General features: G+C 50.5%; 21 protein-coding genes and 2 pseudogenes. 10 read left to right on the forward strand and 13 right to left on the reverse strand.

Annotated elements, in window-relative coordinates; translation table 11 throughout:
- Nucleotides 1–22: 22 nt before the first annotated feature.
- From FMM01_RS11615 to FMM01_RS11640, 7 genes are all read right to left on the reverse strand, one after another.
- Entirely contained in the window at nt 23–1,828 is a 1,806-nt protein-coding gene (locus tag FMM01_RS11615) for a SpaH/EbpB family LPXTG-anchored major pilin (RefSeq protein WP_150392632.1), read from the reverse strand.
- Between the two features lie 268 nt (nt 1,829–2,096).
- Complete coding sequence (locus tag FMM01_RS11620; RefSeq protein WP_150392633.1) at nt 2,097–2,972, reverse strand: AraC family transcriptional regulator; 876 nt, start codon at nt 2,970–2,972, stop codon at nt 2,097–2,099.
- Nucleotides 2,956–3,120, reverse strand: a complete 165-nt coding sequence (locus tag FMM01_RS16305) for a hypothetical protein (protein ID WP_155827894.1) — start codon at nt 3,118–3,120, stop codon at nt 2,956–2,958. Before FMM01_RS16305 ends, FMM01_RS11620 begins: the two co-directional genes overlap by 17 nt.
- A gap of 213 nt (nt 3,121–3,333) precedes the next feature.
- Entirely contained in the window at nt 3,334–4,023 is a 690-nt protein-coding gene (locus FMM01_RS11625; protein WP_150392634.1) for an endonuclease/exonuclease/phosphatase family protein, read from the reverse strand.
- A 112-nt stretch (nt 4,024–4,135) separates the two neighbouring features.
- A complete protein-coding gene (locus tag FMM01_RS16535) occupies nt 4,136–4,654 on the reverse strand; it encodes a hypothetical protein (protein ID WP_223849935.1) in 519 nt (172 codons plus the stop codon).
- Nucleotides 4,655–4,785: 131 nt separating this feature from the next.
- The gene (locus FMM01_RS11635; RefSeq protein ID WP_150392635.1) at nt 4,786–5,364 is read right to left on the reverse strand and encodes a uracil-DNA glycosylase family protein; all 579 of its coding nucleotides are present in this window, start codon (nt 5,362–5,364) and stop codon (nt 4,786–4,788) included.
- Between the two features lie 282 nt (nt 5,365–5,646).
- Complete coding sequence (locus FMM01_RS11640) at nt 5,647–6,141, reverse strand: ATP-binding protein (protein ID WP_419554998.1); 495 nt, start codon at nt 6,139–6,141, stop codon at nt 5,647–5,649.
- Nucleotides 6,142–6,202: 61 nt separating this feature from the next.
- On the opposite strand from FMM01_RS11640, the pseudogene FMM01_RS11645 reads away from it, so the two are divergent.
- The 4 genes and pseudogenes from FMM01_RS11645 to FMM01_RS11660 all read left to right on the forward strand — a co-directional run.
- Nucleotides 6,203–6,649 (forward strand): annotated as a pseudogene (locus FMM01_RS11645) (tryptophan synthase subunit beta); the annotation flags it as partial.
- A pseudogene (locus tag FMM01_RS11650) lies at nt 6,642–7,034 on the forward strand (tryptophan synthase subunit alpha); the annotation flags it as partial. The pseudogenes FMM01_RS11645 and FMM01_RS11650, both read left to right, overlap by 8 nt.
- 119 nt (nt 7,035–7,153) lie before the next feature.
- The gene (locus tag FMM01_RS11655; RefSeq protein WP_150392637.1) at nt 7,154–8,365 is read left to right on the forward strand and encodes an RNA-guided endonuclease TnpB family protein; all 1,212 of its coding nucleotides are present in this window, start codon (nt 7,154–7,156) and stop codon (nt 8,363–8,365) included.
- A gap of 179 nt (nt 8,366–8,544) precedes the next feature.
- Entirely contained in the window at nt 8,545–8,703 is a 159-nt protein-coding gene (locus FMM01_RS11660) for a hypothetical protein (RefSeq protein WP_146995623.1), read from the forward strand.
- An 85-nt stretch (nt 8,704–8,788) separates the two neighbouring features.
- Here the strand turns inward: FMM01_RS11660 and FMM01_RS11665 are convergent, their stop codons facing one another.
- Together FMM01_RS11665 and FMM01_RS11670 are read right to left on the reverse strand one after the other, a co-directional pair.
- On the reverse strand, nt 8,789–9,130 hold the full coding sequence (locus FMM01_RS11665; protein WP_186810294.1) for a helix-turn-helix domain-containing protein: 342 nt from the start codon (nt 9,128–9,130) through the stop codon (nt 8,789–8,791).
- A gap of 17 nt (nt 9,131–9,147) precedes the next feature.
- Nucleotides 9,148–9,552: a hypothetical protein gene (locus FMM01_RS11670; protein ID WP_150392638.1), complete on the reverse strand. Its 405-nt coding sequence runs from the start codon at nt 9,550–9,552 to the stop codon at nt 9,148–9,150.
- 303 nt (nt 9,553–9,855) lie between these two features.
- Here FMM01_RS11670 and FMM01_RS11675 point away from each other — a divergent pair, with 303 nt between their 5' ends.
- The gene (locus tag FMM01_RS11675) at nt 9,856–11,028 is read left to right on the forward strand and encodes an HNH endonuclease (protein WP_150392639.1); all 1,173 of its coding nucleotides are present in this window, start codon (nt 9,856–9,858) and stop codon (nt 11,026–11,028) included.
- Here FMM01_RS11675 and FMM01_RS11680 read toward each other — a convergent pair.
- On the reverse strand, nt 11,025–11,594 hold the full coding sequence (locus tag FMM01_RS11680; RefSeq protein ID WP_150392640.1) for a GNAT family N-acetyltransferase: 570 nt from the start codon (nt 11,592–11,594) through the stop codon (nt 11,025–11,027). The genes FMM01_RS11675 and FMM01_RS11680 overlap by 4 nt on opposite strands.
- 101 nt (nt 11,595–11,695) lie before the next feature.
- On the opposite strand from FMM01_RS11680, the gene FMM01_RS11685 reads away from it, so the two are divergent.
- From FMM01_RS11685 to FMM01_RS11695, 3 genes are all read left to right on the forward strand, one after another.
- The gene (locus FMM01_RS11685) at nt 11,696–12,235 is read left to right on the forward strand and encodes a GNAT family N-acetyltransferase (protein ID WP_150392641.1); all 540 of its coding nucleotides are present in this window, start codon (nt 11,696–11,698) and stop codon (nt 12,233–12,235) included.
- 233 nt (nt 12,236–12,468) lie between these two features.
- Complete coding sequence (locus tag FMM01_RS11690; protein WP_150392642.1) at nt 12,469–13,062, forward strand: hypothetical protein; 594 nt, start codon at nt 12,469–12,471, stop codon at nt 13,060–13,062.
- Nucleotides 13,063–13,482 carry a restriction endonuclease gene (locus FMM01_RS11695; RefSeq protein ID WP_150392643.1) on the forward strand — a complete coding sequence of 140 codons (420 nt, stop codon included), beginning with the start codon at nt 13,063–13,065 and terminating at the stop codon, nt 13,480–13,482.
- Between the two features lie 101 nt (nt 13,483–13,583).
- On the opposite strand, the gene FMM01_RS11700 is transcribed toward FMM01_RS11695, so the two are convergent.
- Both FMM01_RS11700 and FMM01_RS11705 read right to left on the reverse strand, forming a co-directional pair.
- The gene (locus FMM01_RS11700) at nt 13,584–15,227 is read right to left on the reverse strand and encodes an acetolactate synthase large subunit (RefSeq protein WP_150392644.1); all 1,644 of its coding nucleotides are present in this window, start codon (nt 15,225–15,227) and stop codon (nt 13,584–13,586) included.
- 21 nt (nt 15,228–15,248) lie between these two features.
- A complete protein-coding gene (locus FMM01_RS11705) occupies nt 15,249–16,172 on the reverse strand; it encodes an AEC family transporter (RefSeq protein WP_027828073.1) in 924 nt (307 codons plus the stop codon).
- A 176-nt stretch (nt 16,173–16,348) separates the two neighbouring features.
- Here FMM01_RS11705 and FMM01_RS11710 point away from each other — a divergent pair, with 176 nt between their 5' ends.
- Both FMM01_RS11710 and FMM01_RS11715 read left to right on the forward strand, forming a co-directional pair.
- Entirely contained in the window at nt 16,349–16,783 is a 435-nt protein-coding gene (locus FMM01_RS11710) for a MarR family winged helix-turn-helix transcriptional regulator (protein ID WP_150392645.1), read from the forward strand.
- A 381-nt stretch (nt 16,784–17,164) separates the two neighbouring features.
- Nucleotides 17,165–17,395, forward strand: a complete 231-nt coding sequence (locus FMM01_RS11715) for a hypothetical protein (RefSeq protein ID WP_150392646.1) — start codon at nt 17,165–17,167, stop codon at nt 17,393–17,395.
- Here the strand turns inward: FMM01_RS11715 and FMM01_RS11720 are convergent.
- Complete coding sequence (locus FMM01_RS11720; protein ID WP_331244226.1) at nt 17,392–17,910, reverse strand: AAA family ATPase; 519 nt, start codon at nt 17,908–17,910, stop codon at nt 17,392–17,394. The genes FMM01_RS11715 and FMM01_RS11720 overlap by 4 nt on opposite strands.
- Nucleotides 17,911–18,063 lie beyond the last annotated feature (153 nt).

Here is an 18,063-nt window from a genome sequence, read left to right on the forward strand (position 1 = left end):
TACCACCCCAGAATTGCCATGATTATCGTGCTGCGTCACTCTTGCGCTTAGCGACAAAGGCTAATCCGCCGGCAGTCACGATAATCACGCCGACAATCAGCAGTCCTTGACTCCCAGTAAGGGGGAAATCCGGTGTAACCGGCGTGTGCCGCGGATCCTCAATTTTCACGGCTGCTGGATCAGCCGCTGCGACCGGGTCCCCAGTCACTTCAATCGGCTTTTTAATCAAGCCGTAACCCGCGGGTGCTTTGGTTTCAACCAGATAATACGGGCGGCTGAAGTCTGCTTTGACGTCTTGTTTATCATCTGCCTGTTGGGCATCCTTGGCCTTCAAACCCTGGAAAGTAACTAGCCCGTCAGCATTCGATTCCTGGGTCAGCGGTCGGTTGTCTTGATCGTCATAATGGTCGTCACCAGGATACACATACGTCCCGTCCGGTGCCACTTGAATATAGCGGCCAGCGCGGGCATTTTCTGCCGTATCGGCGATGGCAAATGTCGCTCCGGCCAACGCCTTGGCATCTTCTTGACTGACTTTCGTTGCGCCGACATTAACGAAGTAGACCTTCGGCACTTTAGGAATCACCGGCGTGTCCGGCGGGGTCGGTTTGTCCGGAATCGGCGGCACATGGGGATTGTCCGACGGCGGCGTGGTCTTGCCGTCAGTGGTGACCGTGAATTTGTTGTCGATTGGGCCGTATTTTCCTTTATCCAGCACATGCTTGTTCACCTTGGTCCCTAAGTCCGTGACCAGCACCACTGGGTGTTCCTGCTTGGTATCCGCCTTGGCGTAAGCGAGCGCATTACCGCCTTCATCGAATTTAGTCGTACTGAAGGTGACGCTGTCCGCCAACTTCTGGCGCCCCGCCGGGGTGAAGGTGATCGTTACCGTGCCGCTTTGGCCCGGTGCCGGGGTCACGGTGTAATCTGTCCCCGCCGTCAGGTCCAGCTTGGCCGCATCATGCAAGGTCGCCACTTTATCCGCCGGATCGTAATAGCCCAAACGGAACCCCTTGATCCCCGAGAAATCCAAGCGCGGGTCTAATTGATCCGTAATGACGAAATCTTTGGCCTTGGCAATATTCTGGGCAATACCATTTTCCAGGTTCCACGTCACGTCATGGCCAACCGTGGCCGTGGTGACCTTTTCAGTGTCATCACCATCCTTACCGTCTTCATGGTGGCCGGAGTTGACCGTTTTATCGATGGGAATCCCTTTATCGATATAGTTCTTCGGGTAAACGTGCACGTCATAGTTCAGTTGCGTGCCCTGATCAGTCTCGCCATCTTTATCCACGTGATGGACCGTTAACGGCACCGCAATAAAGAATGGCGCCGCCATCTTCAATCCCTTGGTCGCGTCCGTTTCCTGCTCAGTCACGAGATACGTCCCATCGGCCGGGCCAAAATTGAGCGATGCCGTGCCGTCCGCGCCGGTCGTCATCGTCTGTACGGCAAACGTGCTATCCACGGTGTAGGATCCGGAATTGTTGGGATCCAGTTTCTGTCCAGATACAGGCTCTATCTTTTGAACCGTAAATTTCGCTCCCGCCAGTGGTTTGGCCTGTGCGGGCAAGTTCTTCGCGTCGTCGATGCTCCCATTGCCCGGCATCAGCTTGCTGGTATCAAAGTCCTTAGGCAATTGGTATTTATGGATCGTCAACTGTCGATCAGTCGTTTTATCCGGAATGGGATTGTTCGAAATCTGATCCGCATCCACCAAGTGGACGACCGGTCCAGCGGCAACGAGCGTCAACGCTGCTGGTGCGGCCAAGGTAATGGCCAGTGCCCCGCTAATGGCCAAGCGATGATAGAAATGTTTTTTCATAATACTGATTCGTCCCCTTCTCCTAGTTGCTTATGTACCGGTCCAGCGGTTTCGCTGGCTCAGTATAGCGATACAACAACACACGTTATCCACTTCTGTAAAAATGATAAGCTATGCATCATCTCCATCTCTCTTAACGTGTATCTATTGTATTCATCTTTTGCTGCCAATAGACATAAAAAACGACCTATCTTCGCTTGAGATTAGGTCGTTTATATTAATTTCATGGATGGAATGGTATCTCACTCAAATTCAGACAGTAAATCAGCTAATTACGCCGCAGCTTCAGTCTGCGATATTCAGTCGGAGTCAGCCCAAAGGCGTGCTTGAAGGCTTTGGTTAAGGCATAGGGATAAGAAAAACCAACTTTAGCCGCGATCCAACTGAGCGGCTGTTCCGTGGTTTGCAGCAGCTGCATGGCCTTGAGTGCCCGGATACGGGTGACGTACTGCATCAAGCTCAATTGGTACGTGGCCTTGAACCGATTCGCCAGGTGCCGGGTGGAGTAGCCGCAGGCTTTAGCAATCTGATCGCGATGCAGCGGCTCCATGTAGTGCTTCAAGATGTAGTCCACTACTTCGTATAATTGCGGGTGGCTGCACCGATTCGGAATATATTGGGTGTCTGGTGGCCGCCGCGCGGAGAAATTCTTGAACAATAGGTATAGGATCTGATAGCAGAGCGCCTGCTGATCAATGCGAAAAAATGGGGGCTCGCCCTGCTCCAATTGATAAAACAAGTCGAATGCCTGATACAACTGATGGTATGCACTCTGCTGTGCCGGGGTCCTTTCATCACTTGGAGCCAGCGATACCACCAGCGCGTTGTAATTGGGAATCAAAGCATAGAGCCGCTCAATCGGGTATAGAAAGGTGATAATTCGGTAATCAGCTTCTGCATGGCAGAGAATTTGACCGGCGTGTACTGCAAAAGAATTAATCGCCAACGCGTCACCAGCTCGCATCAAATAGGTTTGCCCAGCCATGTAAACACTAGCCTGTCCACGCAGCACACAATTGACTTCTAATGCCGCATGCCAGTGTTTCGGGACCGGTTCAACATCTTTCTTGCCCTCGGAAATAATGTACTGCACCGGTAAATTGCCAAGAACCGGTACATCGACCAATTTATGGATGTAGGTCATGGACTGCCACCCCTTCTTGCTCTGACCGCATTAGCGTTGGGTTGCCGTCGTTGTAGTGATCAGCCCAATAGCCCAATTCTGCCCAGGTTAAGGTGCCCGGGGCGGTCACGCATTGGGCAATGGCATATTGCATCGCTCGTAAATGCATTGCTCTGTCCCCCCTCTCAATAGCCGGCCTTGAGATTGATGGGCATCCTGGTATAGCTGCTGTAATTCCTCTTCTTCCAGTTTTACAGACATGCTCCTTTACCCCCTTACTCACAACGTGACTTGAACTGCCTTCATTGTAAGGGAATCCGGAATCGTACAGACTGAAAAAAAGGTCCCTGTTGTCTCGCTTTTGAGCGCTGACTGCCGGAGTTCAAAAGATTAACGTTGCCGCCAGCAGCTGATGATCGGACAAAATACGCGAGGGGACGCGAACTTGGCTAAGCTGAATATTTGGGGTCACCAAAATATTATCAATGGCAAACGACTGCATCCCCGCGTCTCGGCCGTTGAAAGTATCAAACCAGCCGCCGGCCCCGCCATTGGCCCGGCGCAAGGCGGAATCAAAATAATCCCACTCTTGGCGGCTTTGATCCATATTAAAATCGCCAAACAGGACTTGCCGGGGAATCGGATCCGCATGCATCGCCGCGGTCAATTCCGCTACCTGTAGTTGCCGCAGGGCCGGTGTTTCAAACGACAGGTGGGTATTGTAGACGGACAGCGGGGTCCCAGCAATTTCATAAACGCCATGCTGGTACACTCGTTTCTCCTCGCCAAAATGAGTGTAGTGATGATTGGTAACATTCAGCAGTGGTTCACGGGAGAAAAGGGCAATCCCGTAATCCCCGCCCATGACTGGGATGGCGGGGGCAAAGGCAGCGTGGTAGCGGGTACCAGCGATGGCCGCTGGCATATCATAGGGATTGCGGCGGGTATGGCGGTCGACTTCTTGGACGCCGATCAGGTCGAGGGTTTCTTCCGTGAGTAGGCGATTGATGGCTTGCGGGTCAGGGTTTTGGCCGGCGGCAATGTTGTAGGTGGCGACACGTAATGCGGGCATTGAACTCACTCCATTTCTTTATTCAGTATACCGTTTCAACGCTTCTTCAAGGTATCAGAAAAGCCTGCCCGCACGTCATTATGGCGTGTGAGCAGGCTCGATGTTGCTATTATTATTTTCTAGAAAGAAAAGCAAACTGATCCGCTGGCTGCCAAATATACTCATCATCACAAATATACCCCCGCAGCCAAAGCTGGCCGGCAACGTTGCGCAGGTAGTAGCCCTTAGGCCGCCCGGGATCCGGATCGGCCACCGGGGAAGCCACCGTCACGGCCCCCTGGGGTGCCTCGTGCCGGTGCAGGTCGTGATTGGTGCTCTGACCTTGGTCACGCCATTGGAGCCGCAGATCAACGGCCAGTTCCAGGGGACATAAAGTCAAGCCGCTGTTCTCTGCTTGGGCGAAGATAACCGGCAAGTTGGCGCCTTTAGGCAACCCCAGCTCGGCAACGGTGATAAACAGTACGGTCGCCGCGTGCGGCTCTGGGGAAATCGTAAAGCGTGGGTCATCGAACAGCGCCTCGGCATGGGCGCTGCACTGAATACCTGCTTGATCGAGGGCTTGGCGCAGGTTATCTTTGGTGTGCCCGCCAGTGGTGATTGACATGGCCGGAAACTGTGCTGGATTCAGCATCGCGTGCTCCTTTCGAAACGAAAAATCGGCATCTTCCTCTGGCTGCGAAGCTCCGGGAAGATACCGATTGTACCACGCAGCATGCCTTGTTGGCTGCACCGGTACTTCAAAGTGGTCTAAGATTGCTCGGCTTAGATTAGTCGGCGGACTTGAGTTTGCAGCGCGGGGACAACTTGTTCCGCAAACCATGGATGATGGTTCATCCAACCATAATTGAGCGGTGATGGGTGTACTAATGGAAAATAATCTGGCAGATACTCCGCATAATGTGCCACCGTGTCCGTTAATGTCTTTTTCCGCCGCCGGCCCAGATAATACCGTTGCGCATATTGTCCAATCAGTAAGGTCAACTGAATATGCGGCATCAATTCCAGCAACGGCGGGTGCCATTTTTCAGCAAAACCCTTGCGCGGCGGCAAGTCGCCCTGCTTGCCCTTGCCAGGATAATAAAAGTCCAGCGGCAGCACAGCAATTGCCCCCGAGTGGTAGAATTCTTCGTCTGTCACGCCCATCCACTCCCGCAGCCGCCTACCGCTGGCGTCGTCCCAGTAAGTCATTTCCTGTTGTGCTTTGCGGCTGGGGGCTTGGCTGACCAATAGGATCGTGGCTTGGGGTTCAATGTGGTACAGAGGTTGGATGCCTTGGTTCGTAAACTCACGATTCTGTGGATCGTTTTGAATAGCAGTAAAGATGTCAGTGGCATTGGACATAAAGCGTTTCCTCCTCTATTGCACCAGAAAATACTACGATCAAGACCCGTATAATACAAGCGACGATCATCGGTTTAGGTCCTACGCTTTTTCCTACGCTTGTGCTCCCACAAACAGCTACGTACCAATGTTTCGAGACACCATCGGTTCAAAATCCCGCGCTTTTTCCCACGCTTTTTCCTACGCTCCTACGCCAATCGCTCCTACACTAATAATTCCTGGCCATACCTTTTTTAGAATTGTAATCGTCGTATTCAAGCGAGACTTGCTGGGACGTATCCTCTACTCTGCTAAATATCTAGTATTTACTGATGCGCCAAGGACAGAAATGCTCCCTTCACGACGAAGAGATTTCAAAGCAGCAACCACCTGATCACGCGTTAATCCAGTCTTGGCCTGTATTTCTAACCGCTTCAATGGTCTATCGCTTAATTTAAGTACCTCTAACACTTTTGACTTGTTGAGCTCTGTTATACGGTTGTTCTGTTCGCCCCTCATGATAGACTCTTGTTCAGTTATCCGTACGTAATTCTGGTTTGGCAATACAACTTTAAACGAATTCTCTCGAACGATAAACTGTGGGTCTTTATGAAAGCTTTCGTAGGCTCGGTATATCCGTTGAATCCCGGTACCATAATTTTCAATGTACTTCATTTTATCAAGAATGTGGATGAGCCGCGGATTCCGTGCAGCTGTCAAACCGTCCTTGATCTCGGCTAACGTCAATCCATCTGGGATACCGCCCGGAGAGATAATCTCCATGCGATCGCCAAACACTTCGACCTTCACATTGGAATGAAGCAAATAATCACGATGGACAACCGCATTGATAATTGCTTCACGCCAACTGGTCGGCGTAGAAGCGGCCGGTGAAGGTGTTGATACCGACCGCACCGCTGCCACGATCGAGCGCGGCTCCGTCGGCATTTTCCACGGGATGAAGTCCCTCTTTCTCCAAGATACCAACGGCCAAATTGACAAGGTCTACTCCATTTCCGCTGGCCTGGACTATCCGGGCGTCGGGCCGGAACACGCTGCGCTGGCTACCGCCGGTCGGGCCCAATACGTGGGCATTACCGATGATGAAGCCGTCGCCGCCTTTGAATACATCGCTCGGGAGGAAGGTATCGTGGCCGCTATCGAAAGCTGCCATGCCATTGCTTACGTGCAAAAAATTGCCCCGACCATGCGTCAGGATCAGATCATTGTTTGTACCCTGTCCGGCCGTGGTGACAAAGATGTTGCCAGTATCGCGAAATATAAGGGGGTGGACATTAATGAGTAAGTTACGAGAAATCTTCACTGACCACAAAGCGTTCATTCCCTTTATCGTTGCCGACGACCCGAACTTTGCCACCACGGTCGCCAACGTGCTGGCCCTGGCGGATGGCGGTGCCGACATCGTCGAGCTGGGCATTCCCTTTTCTGATCCCTCCGCCGATGGTCCGGTGATCCAAGATGCCGACCTGCGGGCCTTCGCCGCCAGCGTCACCCCCACCTCCGCCCACCGCGTGCAGAAAATTGCCGAAGCCGCCACTGGCTTCATCTACGTCGTTTCCGCTCTGGGGATTACCGGCCAGTGGGATGAGTTCGCGCATAATTTGACCAACCTGGTGGCTCAGATTCGACAGTACACCGATGTGCCAACGGCGATTGGGTTCGGGATTCATGATAAATGGGGCAAGGAAACCCATGATTTCAATCATGGGAGGAATTGCCCCGACCCTTCTTTCTTTGATATAATTTACTTAGCTGACAAGAACAAGTGTGTGGCTAAGGAGGTGCTCATGTGGAACTGACCAAGACAGTCAAAATACAGATCAAGCTGGCTGCGGCAGCAGATGGCGGCTTGTTGCGACAGGCCATGGAACAGTATCGTTTGGCCTGTGACGACGTCAGCCGCTATGTGTTCGACCATGGCTTTGTACTCAACACCACGAAACTGCAAATCGTCCTGTATCGCGACCTGCGGACTAAATTTGGTCTGAAAGCCCAAATGGCGCAGTCAGTCCTGCGGACGGTGACCGCCCGCTATAAAGCGGTGCGCACCCAGCTGAAACAGAAACCTTACCGCTATCAAGACGCGGCCGGCAAATGGCAAAAACAAGCTAAGGATCTGACCTGGCTGTGGTACCCGATCAGCTTCCGGCGGCCGCAGCTGGATCTGGTCCGGCGGCGGGATTGGGCCATCCGCAAGGACGGCTCTTTTTCCCTGAACACATTAGACCGCCGCATCACTGTTTGGCCGGTACTGAACCATTGGCGCGACTATTTTGATGGCACCTGGAAACTCGGTACCACCAAGGTACTGACCAGCGGCGGAAAGTGGTATCTGTACATCAGTGCGACTAAAGAAGTGCCGGATTATACCCAGGACCAGACCGTCCACGTCGTGGGGGTTGACCGGGGGCTGCGCTTTCTAGCCACTGCGTTTGACGAGACCGGCCGGACCATCTACCGTTCAGGGACCCGTTTGCTCAACAAACGGCGGCGGTACAAGCACCTGCGGGCTAAATTGCAAGCCAAGGGGACCAAATCAGCGAAACGAGTCTTGAAACGGATCCGTCAGCGAGAGAACCGCTGGATGTCGAACGAAAACCATCGTGCGGCTAAGGCACTCGTTGACTATTACGGGCCAAACACCTTGTTTGTGCTGGAAGACTTGACCGATGTTCGCTTTGCGACTGAACAGGTCGCTAAAGACCGCCGCTATGAACAGGTCAGTTGGCCGTTTTATCAGCTGGAACAGTTTCTGATTTACAAAACCGCCGCGCAGGGCAGCCATGTGCTGAAAGTGCCGTCTGATTATACCAGCCAGCGCTGTCCGCAATGCGGCGTGATCAAGAAACAGCAACGAAATCACGACCGCCATGAATACCGGTGTGCCTGCGGTTTCCAGGCCAATGATGACCAGTCGGCCGCCATGAACATCCAGCAGCTGGGCAGCCAGTGGCTGGCCGGTACTGCTAAACCGCGATACACGCGCAAGCGAACCGGCTAGAGAAAGACTGCATCTGCGGGAGCCGTCAGCCCCCGAGGCCGTTGAGACACGACCTGAGATGTGACCACACCAAGTAGGAGCCGTTAGGCGTTTGCACTACTGCTGCCCGTTGAGCAGCGTGAGTCACAAGCCCGTCACTTTAGTGGCGGGTAGTTGACACGCCGGCGCAGGCGAGAAAAATGAGCGACCTGGCCGATGGCGCAATCATCGGCAGTGCCATTGTTGATTTGGTCCGGCAGCATGGAACGGCGGCACCGCGGTACTTAGCAGCGTATACCCGGGAGATTCGGGCGGCAATTGACGCGGAAGAACCCGCTGCGGCGGCCAAACCGGCATGACTGATCTACCGGCAACATCCCCATGAACAACCAAAATATCGGCCTGCCTTCATCGCGTACTGAAGGGCAGACCGATATTTGCTCGTTACAATTTGTCCTGCAGCGCATGCAGAACTGCGTTATTTGCCTCAGACGGCAGCGCACCCGCTTCGTAGCTGACCACCGTGGTCAGATTCCACCCCAGCATGTCGGCAAACTCGCTTTGCGTCAGGTTAATCTGCTTGCGCAAGGTGACGATGTCTTGGGAAGAAAAGTAGTCGTGCCGCCCGCGGTATACGGCAAACGCCTGCTCAATAGCAGCGTCATCCAATTGCTGGTCGAATACCGGTTTCCCAGTTTCTACATTAATTCGAGCGCTTGCCGTTATCGTTATTTCTTCACCGCGAATGGTGTACGTCTCTTTAAGTGGTATGACTTTTGTGGACATTGACTGCGCCTCCTTACTTATTCTTGCTTGTGTGTGTACCATTCATATGCTTTGCGCGCTTCAGCAACAATCTCTGCTCCAAGAATGCCGCTTTCCGAAATATTCTTAACCCAACGCACCGTAATATATCCCCAGGAATCGCTCCACTTAGCCTTATCCGAACGCTTTGAAAATCGGATATGGTTATTCCACACATCATCAATGTGGCGGACTACCAGTTCGGTTAATTCCTTCTTCTGGGCCGCCGTTGATGTTTTCCAAGCCAGCTGTAAATCCCTGCGTTCGAAAATATTAACCCTGAGGCCGTCACTAGCGTCTTCCTCCATTTCAGAGCGCAACTGTGAAATATAAAGTGTCGCAGCTTCTGCCTCGTTTTCAGAAACCACATGCAACTTATCATCAATCATCACTACTTTGGTCATTTTCCATTCCTCCTAAAGTTTTCTGCAAACAAAAAGTCGCACACGTATGCACGACTAAAGAAACTTTAGGTGCATCCGTCTATGGTGGGGCACGTTGCCATAAAGGTACGTTGCCGGCCGGTCACAGTGCATAGCCACTACCGACGCTCTTGATACAGAACGACTATTTATTTGACTTTATTGTTCCATAGCCAGTAAGTGATGTCAATACTGCCGGCCGCTTAATACAATTACCAAGTCCACTTGGTATAAACTATAGACACTTCTTCGGTACGATGACTAAGAGATGGGGAGGTGTGTGCTGTGGCAGACGACAAACAAATTATCCAAGCTAAATTTGGTGCTGCTTTAATGCGCCTGCGTCAGGCCCAGCACCGCTCCCGTCAAGAAGTTGTCGACCACAATGATATCTCGCTCAACGCCTTAGCCAGTATTGAAAACGGGCAGGCCCTTGTTAAACTGGACACGCTCTCCATGCTATTGCAGTATTACAATACGTCACTGGAAGATTTCTCCACCCAATACGTAGACGCGGCCAACAATTCAGATTTCGCCACGCTAATGCAGCAATCTATCACACCAGATACGCGGTTCTTCATCCTTGACACAAAGGGCGCCACCCCGGCCAACAACTATTCCGACCAAGATTTCTTCCAGTATCACTGGAATGCTCGGCAATTCAATAAAATGCGCACCGGTGATTGGTTTATCTATCGGCGGCCCCAAGGCAGTGCCAAATTTTGGTATTTCTTTGGCGCCGGCCAAATCGGTCCGATCACCCACGACACCCAGGGCAACCAGCATGCCCAGATCATCAATTCAATTGCGTTCACCTATTATTTGACTCCGGAAGATCTGGCTGATTTTCCTTGGACATTTCGTCAACGAACACGCCAGGATTGGCAGCATTTCTTTAATCAATACGGCATGACCGAAATCAGACCGGCGGACTACCACGGTCTGCTAACCATTGCTCTGGACCAGATGAACGGCCAATCACTGCCGCCGCTCACCCGCGCAATCGTTAAAGAGGACGTGGCCGTTTACCGCGATATCCACCAGGGTCGATTCGGCGTAACGGAAAAAATTGGGCCGCACAAACAGCGCATCGGCCAGAGCCAGCTCGCCGAACTGGTCCGGTTGAACTACAGCTACCAATGCGCCGTGACCGGTATCCATACCCGTCCACTGCTGATTGCATCGCACATCATCCCTTGGGCCGTATCACCCCAGGATCGGCTGGACCCCAGCAACGTGATCTGCCTGTCACCATTATGGGACAAAGCGTTCGATCAGGGCCTGATCACGTTCGACGCCAACGATCGCACCATTAGACTGGCTGCGGAGGCGCAAGCGGATAATCAATTGTACCGCGAATTGGCGCCGTTTAAGGGCAGAAAGCTGCATGATCCCGTGCACGATAAACCCAAAGAGGAATTTCTGGCGTATCACAATCAAAAAATCTTCAAAGGTTAAAATTGCTCGATAAAATGATTGGGATATTTGTCCCAATATTCGCGATATACCAGTGCATCTGTTTGCGCTAGATTGAGCTGATACATCCGAAAAGTAACCAAGATGTCTTTGGGTTGCCACTGCTCTTTGTAGGAATACTGGTATTGCATGCCCAACCGCTGCATCACCTTGCCACTGGCGGGGTTGTTAACGTCGTGAGTGGCAGTGATGAACGGCAGCTGTTGCGCCCGTAATTCCGTGACGACAGCGCCGGCCGCCTCAGTCGTAATGCCCTGACCCCAATAGGCTTTGCGCAGGCCGTAGCCAAGATCGCGGCTTGGTCCTTTTCCGATGGTGACGTAACCAATCGGTGTGTCATCATCGCGCAAACAGATGGCGTACCACTGGGACTCAGAATTTGGTGCAATCCGTTTTTGATAGAAATCCTGCGCTTCTGCCAATGATTGGATCGGCCACCACGGTAAAAAACGATTCACATCCTTGTCCGCCAAAATCGCGTACAAGGCCGCCAAATCAGTTGGGCTATTTTGAAATGGTCTAATAACGAGGCGTTCGGTTTTTTTCATGATTGCCATCCTCCAAGAAGTTCAATTTTTCCTATTCACTCTTCTATCTCCCGTCACATTGTGTATACAATAACCCCAAGAATGACGAGAGGATGGTCACGGTGACGAGAACGTATTTTCTAAAAACTCAGCGAATCGGCTTTGCCGTCTGGCAGAAAACCGATCTGCCGCTCGCTGAACAACTGTGGGGTGATCCGCGAGTGACCCACTATATCCACCAGAACGGTGCATTCAATCCAGCAGAGATTGCCACGCGGCTGCAAACCGAAATCAATCAGGAGAAAACTGCTGCAATGCAATACTGGCCGATTTTCAACCTGACCACTGGTCAATTCATTGGTTGCTGCGGTCTGAAACCAGTAGTAAACGGGGCAGAGCTGGGGTACCATTTACGCCCTGAGTTTTGGCATCAGGGTTATGCCGCCGAGGCGGCTGCCGCTGTCATTCATTACGCCTTCAATCAGCTCAAACTCCCGCAATTGGTCGCTGGTCATCACCCGGCTAATCTGGCTTCCGGTATTATTTTAAGAAATCTGGGATTTCACTTTATTGGCACGGAATACTATGCCCCAACAGGGTTGGAACATCCGACCTATGTGTTGGTGAACCGTAGGCAGGTCAACCCAAAAGCAACTCGCTAAAGTTCCTAATTTCGCTGGGTAACCGGACTAGTTAACACGATGGAAATCAATTGGCCATCCTGAATTATCGAATTTCTAATTGTTTCATGGTTAATAAATCGTTCGTCCCTTCAAAGGATTTTTCGTTAATGCAAGCGCTGTAATTTCAGATGAAACAGTATGCTACAATCCATGTTAGAAAGTGCACGATCACCGATCGAAGCACTCAATAATTCATGAGGAGAGCGATTGTTATGGACTTAATGCATCGTATCACACACGAGAATGATCAAACAAAGAAGTTACTGGCATCCCAAAACAAATTGCCAATTGGCTACGCCGCTTTTGTCAAAAAAAATCAAGCGGAAGAAATCATGGCAGAAGCAGATAAATCAGATAAGCGAAACTTTGCCAGATTCTTCGTTGAGTTGGGAGAAAAGGATGGCTTTGACTGGATGACACCCATGCGCAGCTACTTTCTCTATAACTTTTTGCGGTTAACCGTTGGTGACCGGATTTTGGTGCCGTCTCCAGGGCAATTTAGTATATTTGAAGTGACTGGTGTGCCCGAAGCTCTCACTCAAGATGATGTCAATAACGCCGATTTAGGTTTCGCGGTCACTGTTAAACCGATTGCAGAGCATTTACCCCGTAATAACTACCTTGGATCGGCACTCACTTCAAAGCTCAAATACCGAGGGACCAATCTGGTTCTCTCAACGGCCGAAGTCGATAGATTAATCGAGACCCTCAATACAAAGACCACCATCACCGACTTCTCCGCAACAAAAGATGCCGTTGTTGAACAGGTGCAAAAATATATAATCGATAAGCTAACCCCAGATTAGTTGGAGCTGCTAGTCAAAAACTATTTGGAAAATCTCGGTGCCGACAAGACATATATACCATCAAAAAACGGCCAACGCAATGATAACGATCCCGTTGCCGACATTGACGTCATGGGTCAATTCAACAATTTAGGTATTGCTGTTTATGTTCAGGTCAAGCATCACAAGGGGGCTGAAAGCCATGCCGGTTTCACCCATGCAATAGCTCAACTGGCGGCAAGCAGGTACACTGGGATTCAGGAGTACGATTCGCTTATACCCGTCAAGTGGCTGGTCACAACGGCCAAGGTTGATAGTGAGTGGATAGAAGATGTTGCTCCGCAGAATATTCGCGTTATTCAAAATGACGAATTCGCTACCCTATTGGTTGAAAGCGGATTGACGATCAATGCGGATACATTCACCAACACTCCTGAATAATCCATTAATTACGTTTATATATTTTTGAATATTTACAAGAAAAAGAAAGCAAGGTCTGCTGACCCTGCTTTCTTTTTCAAGATAAATTACATATGATGCTCTTACAGAGAAATGGTTACCTTTCCCAGTTTATTGATCAGTTTCATGTTCTCGCGATAGTCAACTGGTGCGATAATCACATTGACACCATTGTCCTTTGCCAGACTCTGTTGCAGGGATGAAACCAGATCACTACGACTCGTCACTTTATGTGCGTTGGCACCAAATGAATTGACGTATTGGATAAAGTCGGGATTGTCAAAATCAACTTCGGAGTGGTGACCCATCTCCATGTCCATCTTCCACTTAATCAACCCGTAGGCCTTGTCGACCCAGAGCAGCACTGTCATCGGTACATGATACCGAACGGCTGTCTCCAGTTCTTGGGAATTCATCATAAAGCTGCCGTCACCCATGACAGACAGGATATGCTTGTCTGGCTTGGCCAACTTTGCGCCAATTGCTCCTGGCAGCGTCCAGGACATGGTGGACAACCCATTGTCGATCAAGCATGTGTTTGGCGCATATGTTGGATACAATCTTGCCATCCACATCTTCAATGCCCCTGTATCGACAAGAACAACCCCTTGATCGTCAACTGCCTCACGGGTGGCACTTACGATTTGTTGCGGCGTTAACGGAACGGCACTATCAGCTGTGCCTTGAGCTAATTCATCTGCCACGGCCTGCTTAATCGCCGGAGTGAAGGCAGGCGCCTGGTAGCCAGCCAAAGCCTTGGTCAAGGCGGGGATACTCTCTTGGAGTGTAGCGACAATATTGATCTTAACGGGATAATGTTCATCAGTATCTTCCGTGAAAGTATTTAAGTGAATAATCGGTGTTTTACCCTCAGGATTGATTTTTACCGGATTAAATTCGGATAGACCATATCCAATCGAGACAATCAAATCGGCTTGATCAAAGGCAAAATTCTCATAATCGTGGGCCATGAACCCAACTACACCGAGAGAATACGGAGAACGATCGTCAACCACACCCTTACCCATAAAAGTTGTTGCTACTGGTAAGTGCGTTGCATTCATCAGTTGCGTCATTGCCTCGCAGGCATGCCCGCGAATGATTCCATTTCCTGCCAGAACAACCGGATGCTTAGCCTGGCGAATCGCCGTAGCAGCCGCTTGAATTTCTTCTGGCCGAGGTGCATTTGTCTCAGCTGGCATAGGACTGGCAATTAATTGGGTACCAGTATCCTGTTCCTCAACATCTTGGGGAATACCAACATAAACAGGGCCTGGGCGACCATTAACGGCTTTGTCATATGCTTTCGTAATTACCTCAGAAGTAGACCGTGCGGTATAAATATTCGTGGACCACTTGGTGATTGGCTGGAACATAGCCCGCAGATCAATGACCTGATGAGACTCTTTATAAATTCGATTCAAACCACCCTGGGCTGTGATCGCAATCAACGGGGTAGAATTCGTTTGCGCATCCGCAACACCTAACAGAAGATTGATAGCTCCTGGTCCTAAAGTCGCGGTCGCCACCCCTGGTTGTCCGGTCAAGCGGCCGTATACTTCGGCCATAAAGGATGCTCCCTGTTCATGACGAACCAGAATGAACTGAATCTTATCCGATTGATTGATTGCATCCACCAAATGGATGTTTTCTTCGCCCGGAATCCCGAAGACGTATTTAACGTTTCGGTTCTCAAGAACTTTGACAATTTGTTTTGCTGTTTCCATAATAAAACCTCCACTACACTATCAGATGCTGCGAACGACGATGATAACCCCCATTGTCACTACTGAAAGAATGGTACTCAGGAACAAAGTTGAGGCCATTTCCTGCTCGGCCAAGTGATATTGGCTGGCAAAAATAGTGGCAATGGCCGCAGTCGGGATACTAATCGCCATCAAAGACATGTTCAAAATTGATGTCGGGGTGTGCGCAGCCAGCATAATGACAAACATTACTGCTGGCAGTGCAATATCCTTGGCCAACGAATTGACCCACACGGGCAACGATAATTTAGGCTGCTTCGTAAACAGGATAATCCCAGAAGAGAAAAGTGCTAAACCACCCGTGGCACTGCCTAGGACCGTGAAGTTTTTGGCCCAGGCCGCCGACAACTGACCACCGCACAAAACGATGATAAATGCCAGAATTGGGGCCCATACAACAGGCTTCTTCATCGCACCAAGCAAATTGGCACTGGCAGAAGTATGTTGTTTGCTTGTGGTGGATAGCATAAGTACAGTGAATGGCACCTGAATGATATTCATGATTAAACCACCAAGAGAAATCAACAGTGCGCTTTCGCTGGGAAAAAGTGACCCTAGAATGGTCGGTCCAACGAAGGGAATCGCTGGCCCCGCAATTGCTAACGCCCGCAACGCCGCCAATGCAGTGGACTGATGCAGAATAAAACGCGCAATGAGCAAAACAACAAGATATCCGCCAACCATTGCCACCAGCAGCCAGCCGGCAACCGCTAAATGAGAAAAGATTGCCGCGCGCTGAGTCGTCATAATACCGCCAAACAAACTTAACGGCAAAGTGTAATCCATAACCAATTGATTTAAACTACCAGCTTGCTGCTCACCAAAGTCCTTACGCCATCCGGCGAAGAAGCCCAAAAACAACGTCACAACAATGGGCAGCAATGAGCTGATTAATGCCTCAGCCAATGGTTCTGGTCATCTCCTAAAACTGATTTTGGATAAAATCATCATCATGATGTTGACAATGCAACAATAACGCCATGGTGTTGCATTGTCAACACCCCAATTCAGGATTGCTCTGCCAAGCAATCCATGTTTACAATAGTGGGGAGATTGCATTGACACTGATAGGAGTGGGATCTATGGTACTCAACACGTTCCCCGGCGATATTGCCCAGGCATTTTCGGTCATTCACCGTGCTTTTTTACGTGATACAAAACAAGAATATGCCGCACTGGGGTTAAACCCTACCAGCGCGTATATTTTGCTATATCTGGCCCAACACGGTCCCAGTACTCAGTCCACATTGGCGCACGCGCTGATTATCGATAAGGGGCAAATTACCCGTGAAATAAAGAAATCGGTGACCCTCGGCTTTGTCACTAAAACTGTTTCAACTACTAATCGCACCGCACACATTGTGGCAATTACTGCTGCTGGCAAAGCGATACTGCCCACTATTGTCACCATTCGTAATCAGTGGTGGCAAACACGTCTAACGCGCAATCATATCCAACCCGATGCGCCATTTGTACAAAGTATCGAAAAAATACAGGATGAGTTGATTACCCATTAAGCGTTTGCACCCAGCCCCCTGAGCACCGCTGGGCAATCACCCTACGGCTTTGACCAATACCACCGAAAGTTAACCGGTATCTCTTGAAGTTCAGCAGATGGTCTTACCTTTGGCAAAACACTTATAGATGAACTGCAAATAACTCACTATGTGGGCCGCAACAGTGCATTCGGTCCCACAGAAATTATTGCTGGGAAAGCCCGGTGATATCATCAAGGGTTGCAGACAGAACGGTGATATCTGCTTGATTATTCTGAAATGGTCTAATAATGGGGTATTCTGCCATTTCGCATTGCAAAATTTTCTTTCTGCCCAAAAAAGACTAGACAAGTCTTACCCAAAAGTGGTATTAAGTCTCTACCACAAAAGGAGGCTGACTAATTGTCACTGACCGCTGATCAAAAAGAAGCCATTCAGGAATCCCTGCTGGCCATCGACGATCCATACTATCTGAATACTTTCACCGACGCCGCCGATGAAGACGAATGGTTCCGACTCAACGAAGCGTATATTCAAGATGATCTGCAACGCTATATGCCTGCTGGGATCAACACGCACACACCGGCAGTATGGCGCTGCATCCGGGAACTGCTGCAGCAATTCTCAGCTTAACGGGGTAACTTGCTGATCATTGCCGCGGCTTGAGCCGGGACAAGATCCGTCGTATCCAGCTTGATGCTGTTGACGGCGGCAAACTTCGGCAACCGCGCAATGGCCTGCGGAATAGCATCTGCTGTTCGGATCCCGGCGCGAATATCAGCAGTAATATTCTGAGTCAGTTTCTCTGCACTGGGCATTAACGATACGTTGACCAGCCGGACGCCCTGCATGGTCAGGCCAGCCAGCACATCATCAATAATTGCCTGCTCGTCCATCACCCAGCAAAACACAATGTTGACCAGATCCGGCGCTTGAATAAACGCGTTCAGCAAGTGCTGGATATTGTCCATCACCATCGCTTTAGTCGCGTCGTTCACTACAAATGGATCCATCGCCCAACACCAGTCGCCGTCCAGCATCACCGCCTGCGGCAGCTGCTTGACCAGCTGCTCGCTAACGGCTGTCTTACCAGCCCCCATCGGTCCGCTGATCAGATACAAGGTCTTCGTCACCTCTGTCATCTCCATTTCCGTATCAAAAATGAGCAGCGTCCGCCACCAGGCGGCCTGCTCATTTTTGATAATACGCGATGTTCCAAAGAAAAGAAATCAGTTTTTCACCGGTGCTAAAGCTAATTTACGAACCCGAATTGTCAAATTAAGTGCAACAGTGAAGACTCA

The sequence above is a fragment of the Schleiferilactobacillus harbinensis genome (genome assembly GCF_008694105.1).
GTDB lineage: Bacteria > Bacillota > Bacilli > Lactobacillales > Lactobacillaceae > Schleiferilactobacillus > Schleiferilactobacillus harbinensis.

Coding starts and splice junctions, on each gene's coding strand:
- FMM01_RS11620 (WP_150392633.1), bottom strand. CDS start 2,972: ATGACCTACATCCATAAATTGGTCGATGTACCGGTTCTTGGCAATTTA.
- FMM01_RS11665 (WP_186810294.1), bottom strand. CDS start 9,130: ATGTCCACAAAAGTCATACCACTTAAAGAGACGTACACCATTCGCGGT.
- FMM01_RS11690 (WP_150392642.1), top strand. CDS start 12,469: ATGGACTTAATGCATCGTATCACACACGAGAATGATCAAACAAAGAAG.
- FMM01_RS11625 (WP_150392634.1), bottom strand. CDS start 4,023: ATGCCCGCATTACGTGTCGCCACCTACAACATTGCCGCCGGCCAAAAC.
- FMM01_RS16305 (WP_155827894.1), bottom strand. CDS start 3,120: ATGCATTTACGAGCGATGCAATATGCCATTGCCCAATGCGTGACCGCC.
- FMM01_RS11660 (WP_146995623.1), top strand. CDS start 8,545: ATGAGCGACCTGGCCGATGGCGCAATCATCGGCAGTGCCATTGTTGAT.
- FMM01_RS11670 (WP_150392638.1), bottom strand. CDS start 9,552: ATGACCAAAGTAGTGATGATTGATGATAAGTTGCATGTGGTTTCTGAA.
- FMM01_RS11635 (WP_150392635.1), bottom strand. CDS start 5,364: ATGTCCAATGCCACTGACATCTTTACTGCTATTCAAAACGATCCACAG.
- FMM01_RS16535 (WP_223849935.1), bottom strand. CDS start 4,654: ATGCTGAATCCAGCACAGTTTCCGGCCATGTCAATCACCACTGGCGGG.
- FMM01_RS11710 (WP_150392645.1), top strand. CDS start 16,349: ATGGTACTCAACACGTTCCCCGGCGATATTGCCCAGGCATTTTCGGTC.
- FMM01_RS11720 (WP_331244226.1), bottom strand. CDS start 17,910: ATGGAGATGACAGAGGTGACGAAGACCTTGTATCTGATCAGCGGACCG.
- FMM01_RS11680 (WP_150392640.1), bottom strand. CDS start 11,594: ATGAAAAAAACCGAACGCCTCGTTATTAGACCATTTCAAAATAGCCCA.
- FMM01_RS11700 (WP_150392644.1), bottom strand. CDS start 15,227: ATGGAAACAGCAAAACAAATTGTCAAAGTTCTTGAGAACCGAAACGTT.
- FMM01_RS11615 (WP_150392632.1), bottom strand. CDS start 1,828: ATGAAAAAACATTTCTATCATCGCTTGGCCATTAGCGGGGCACTGGCC.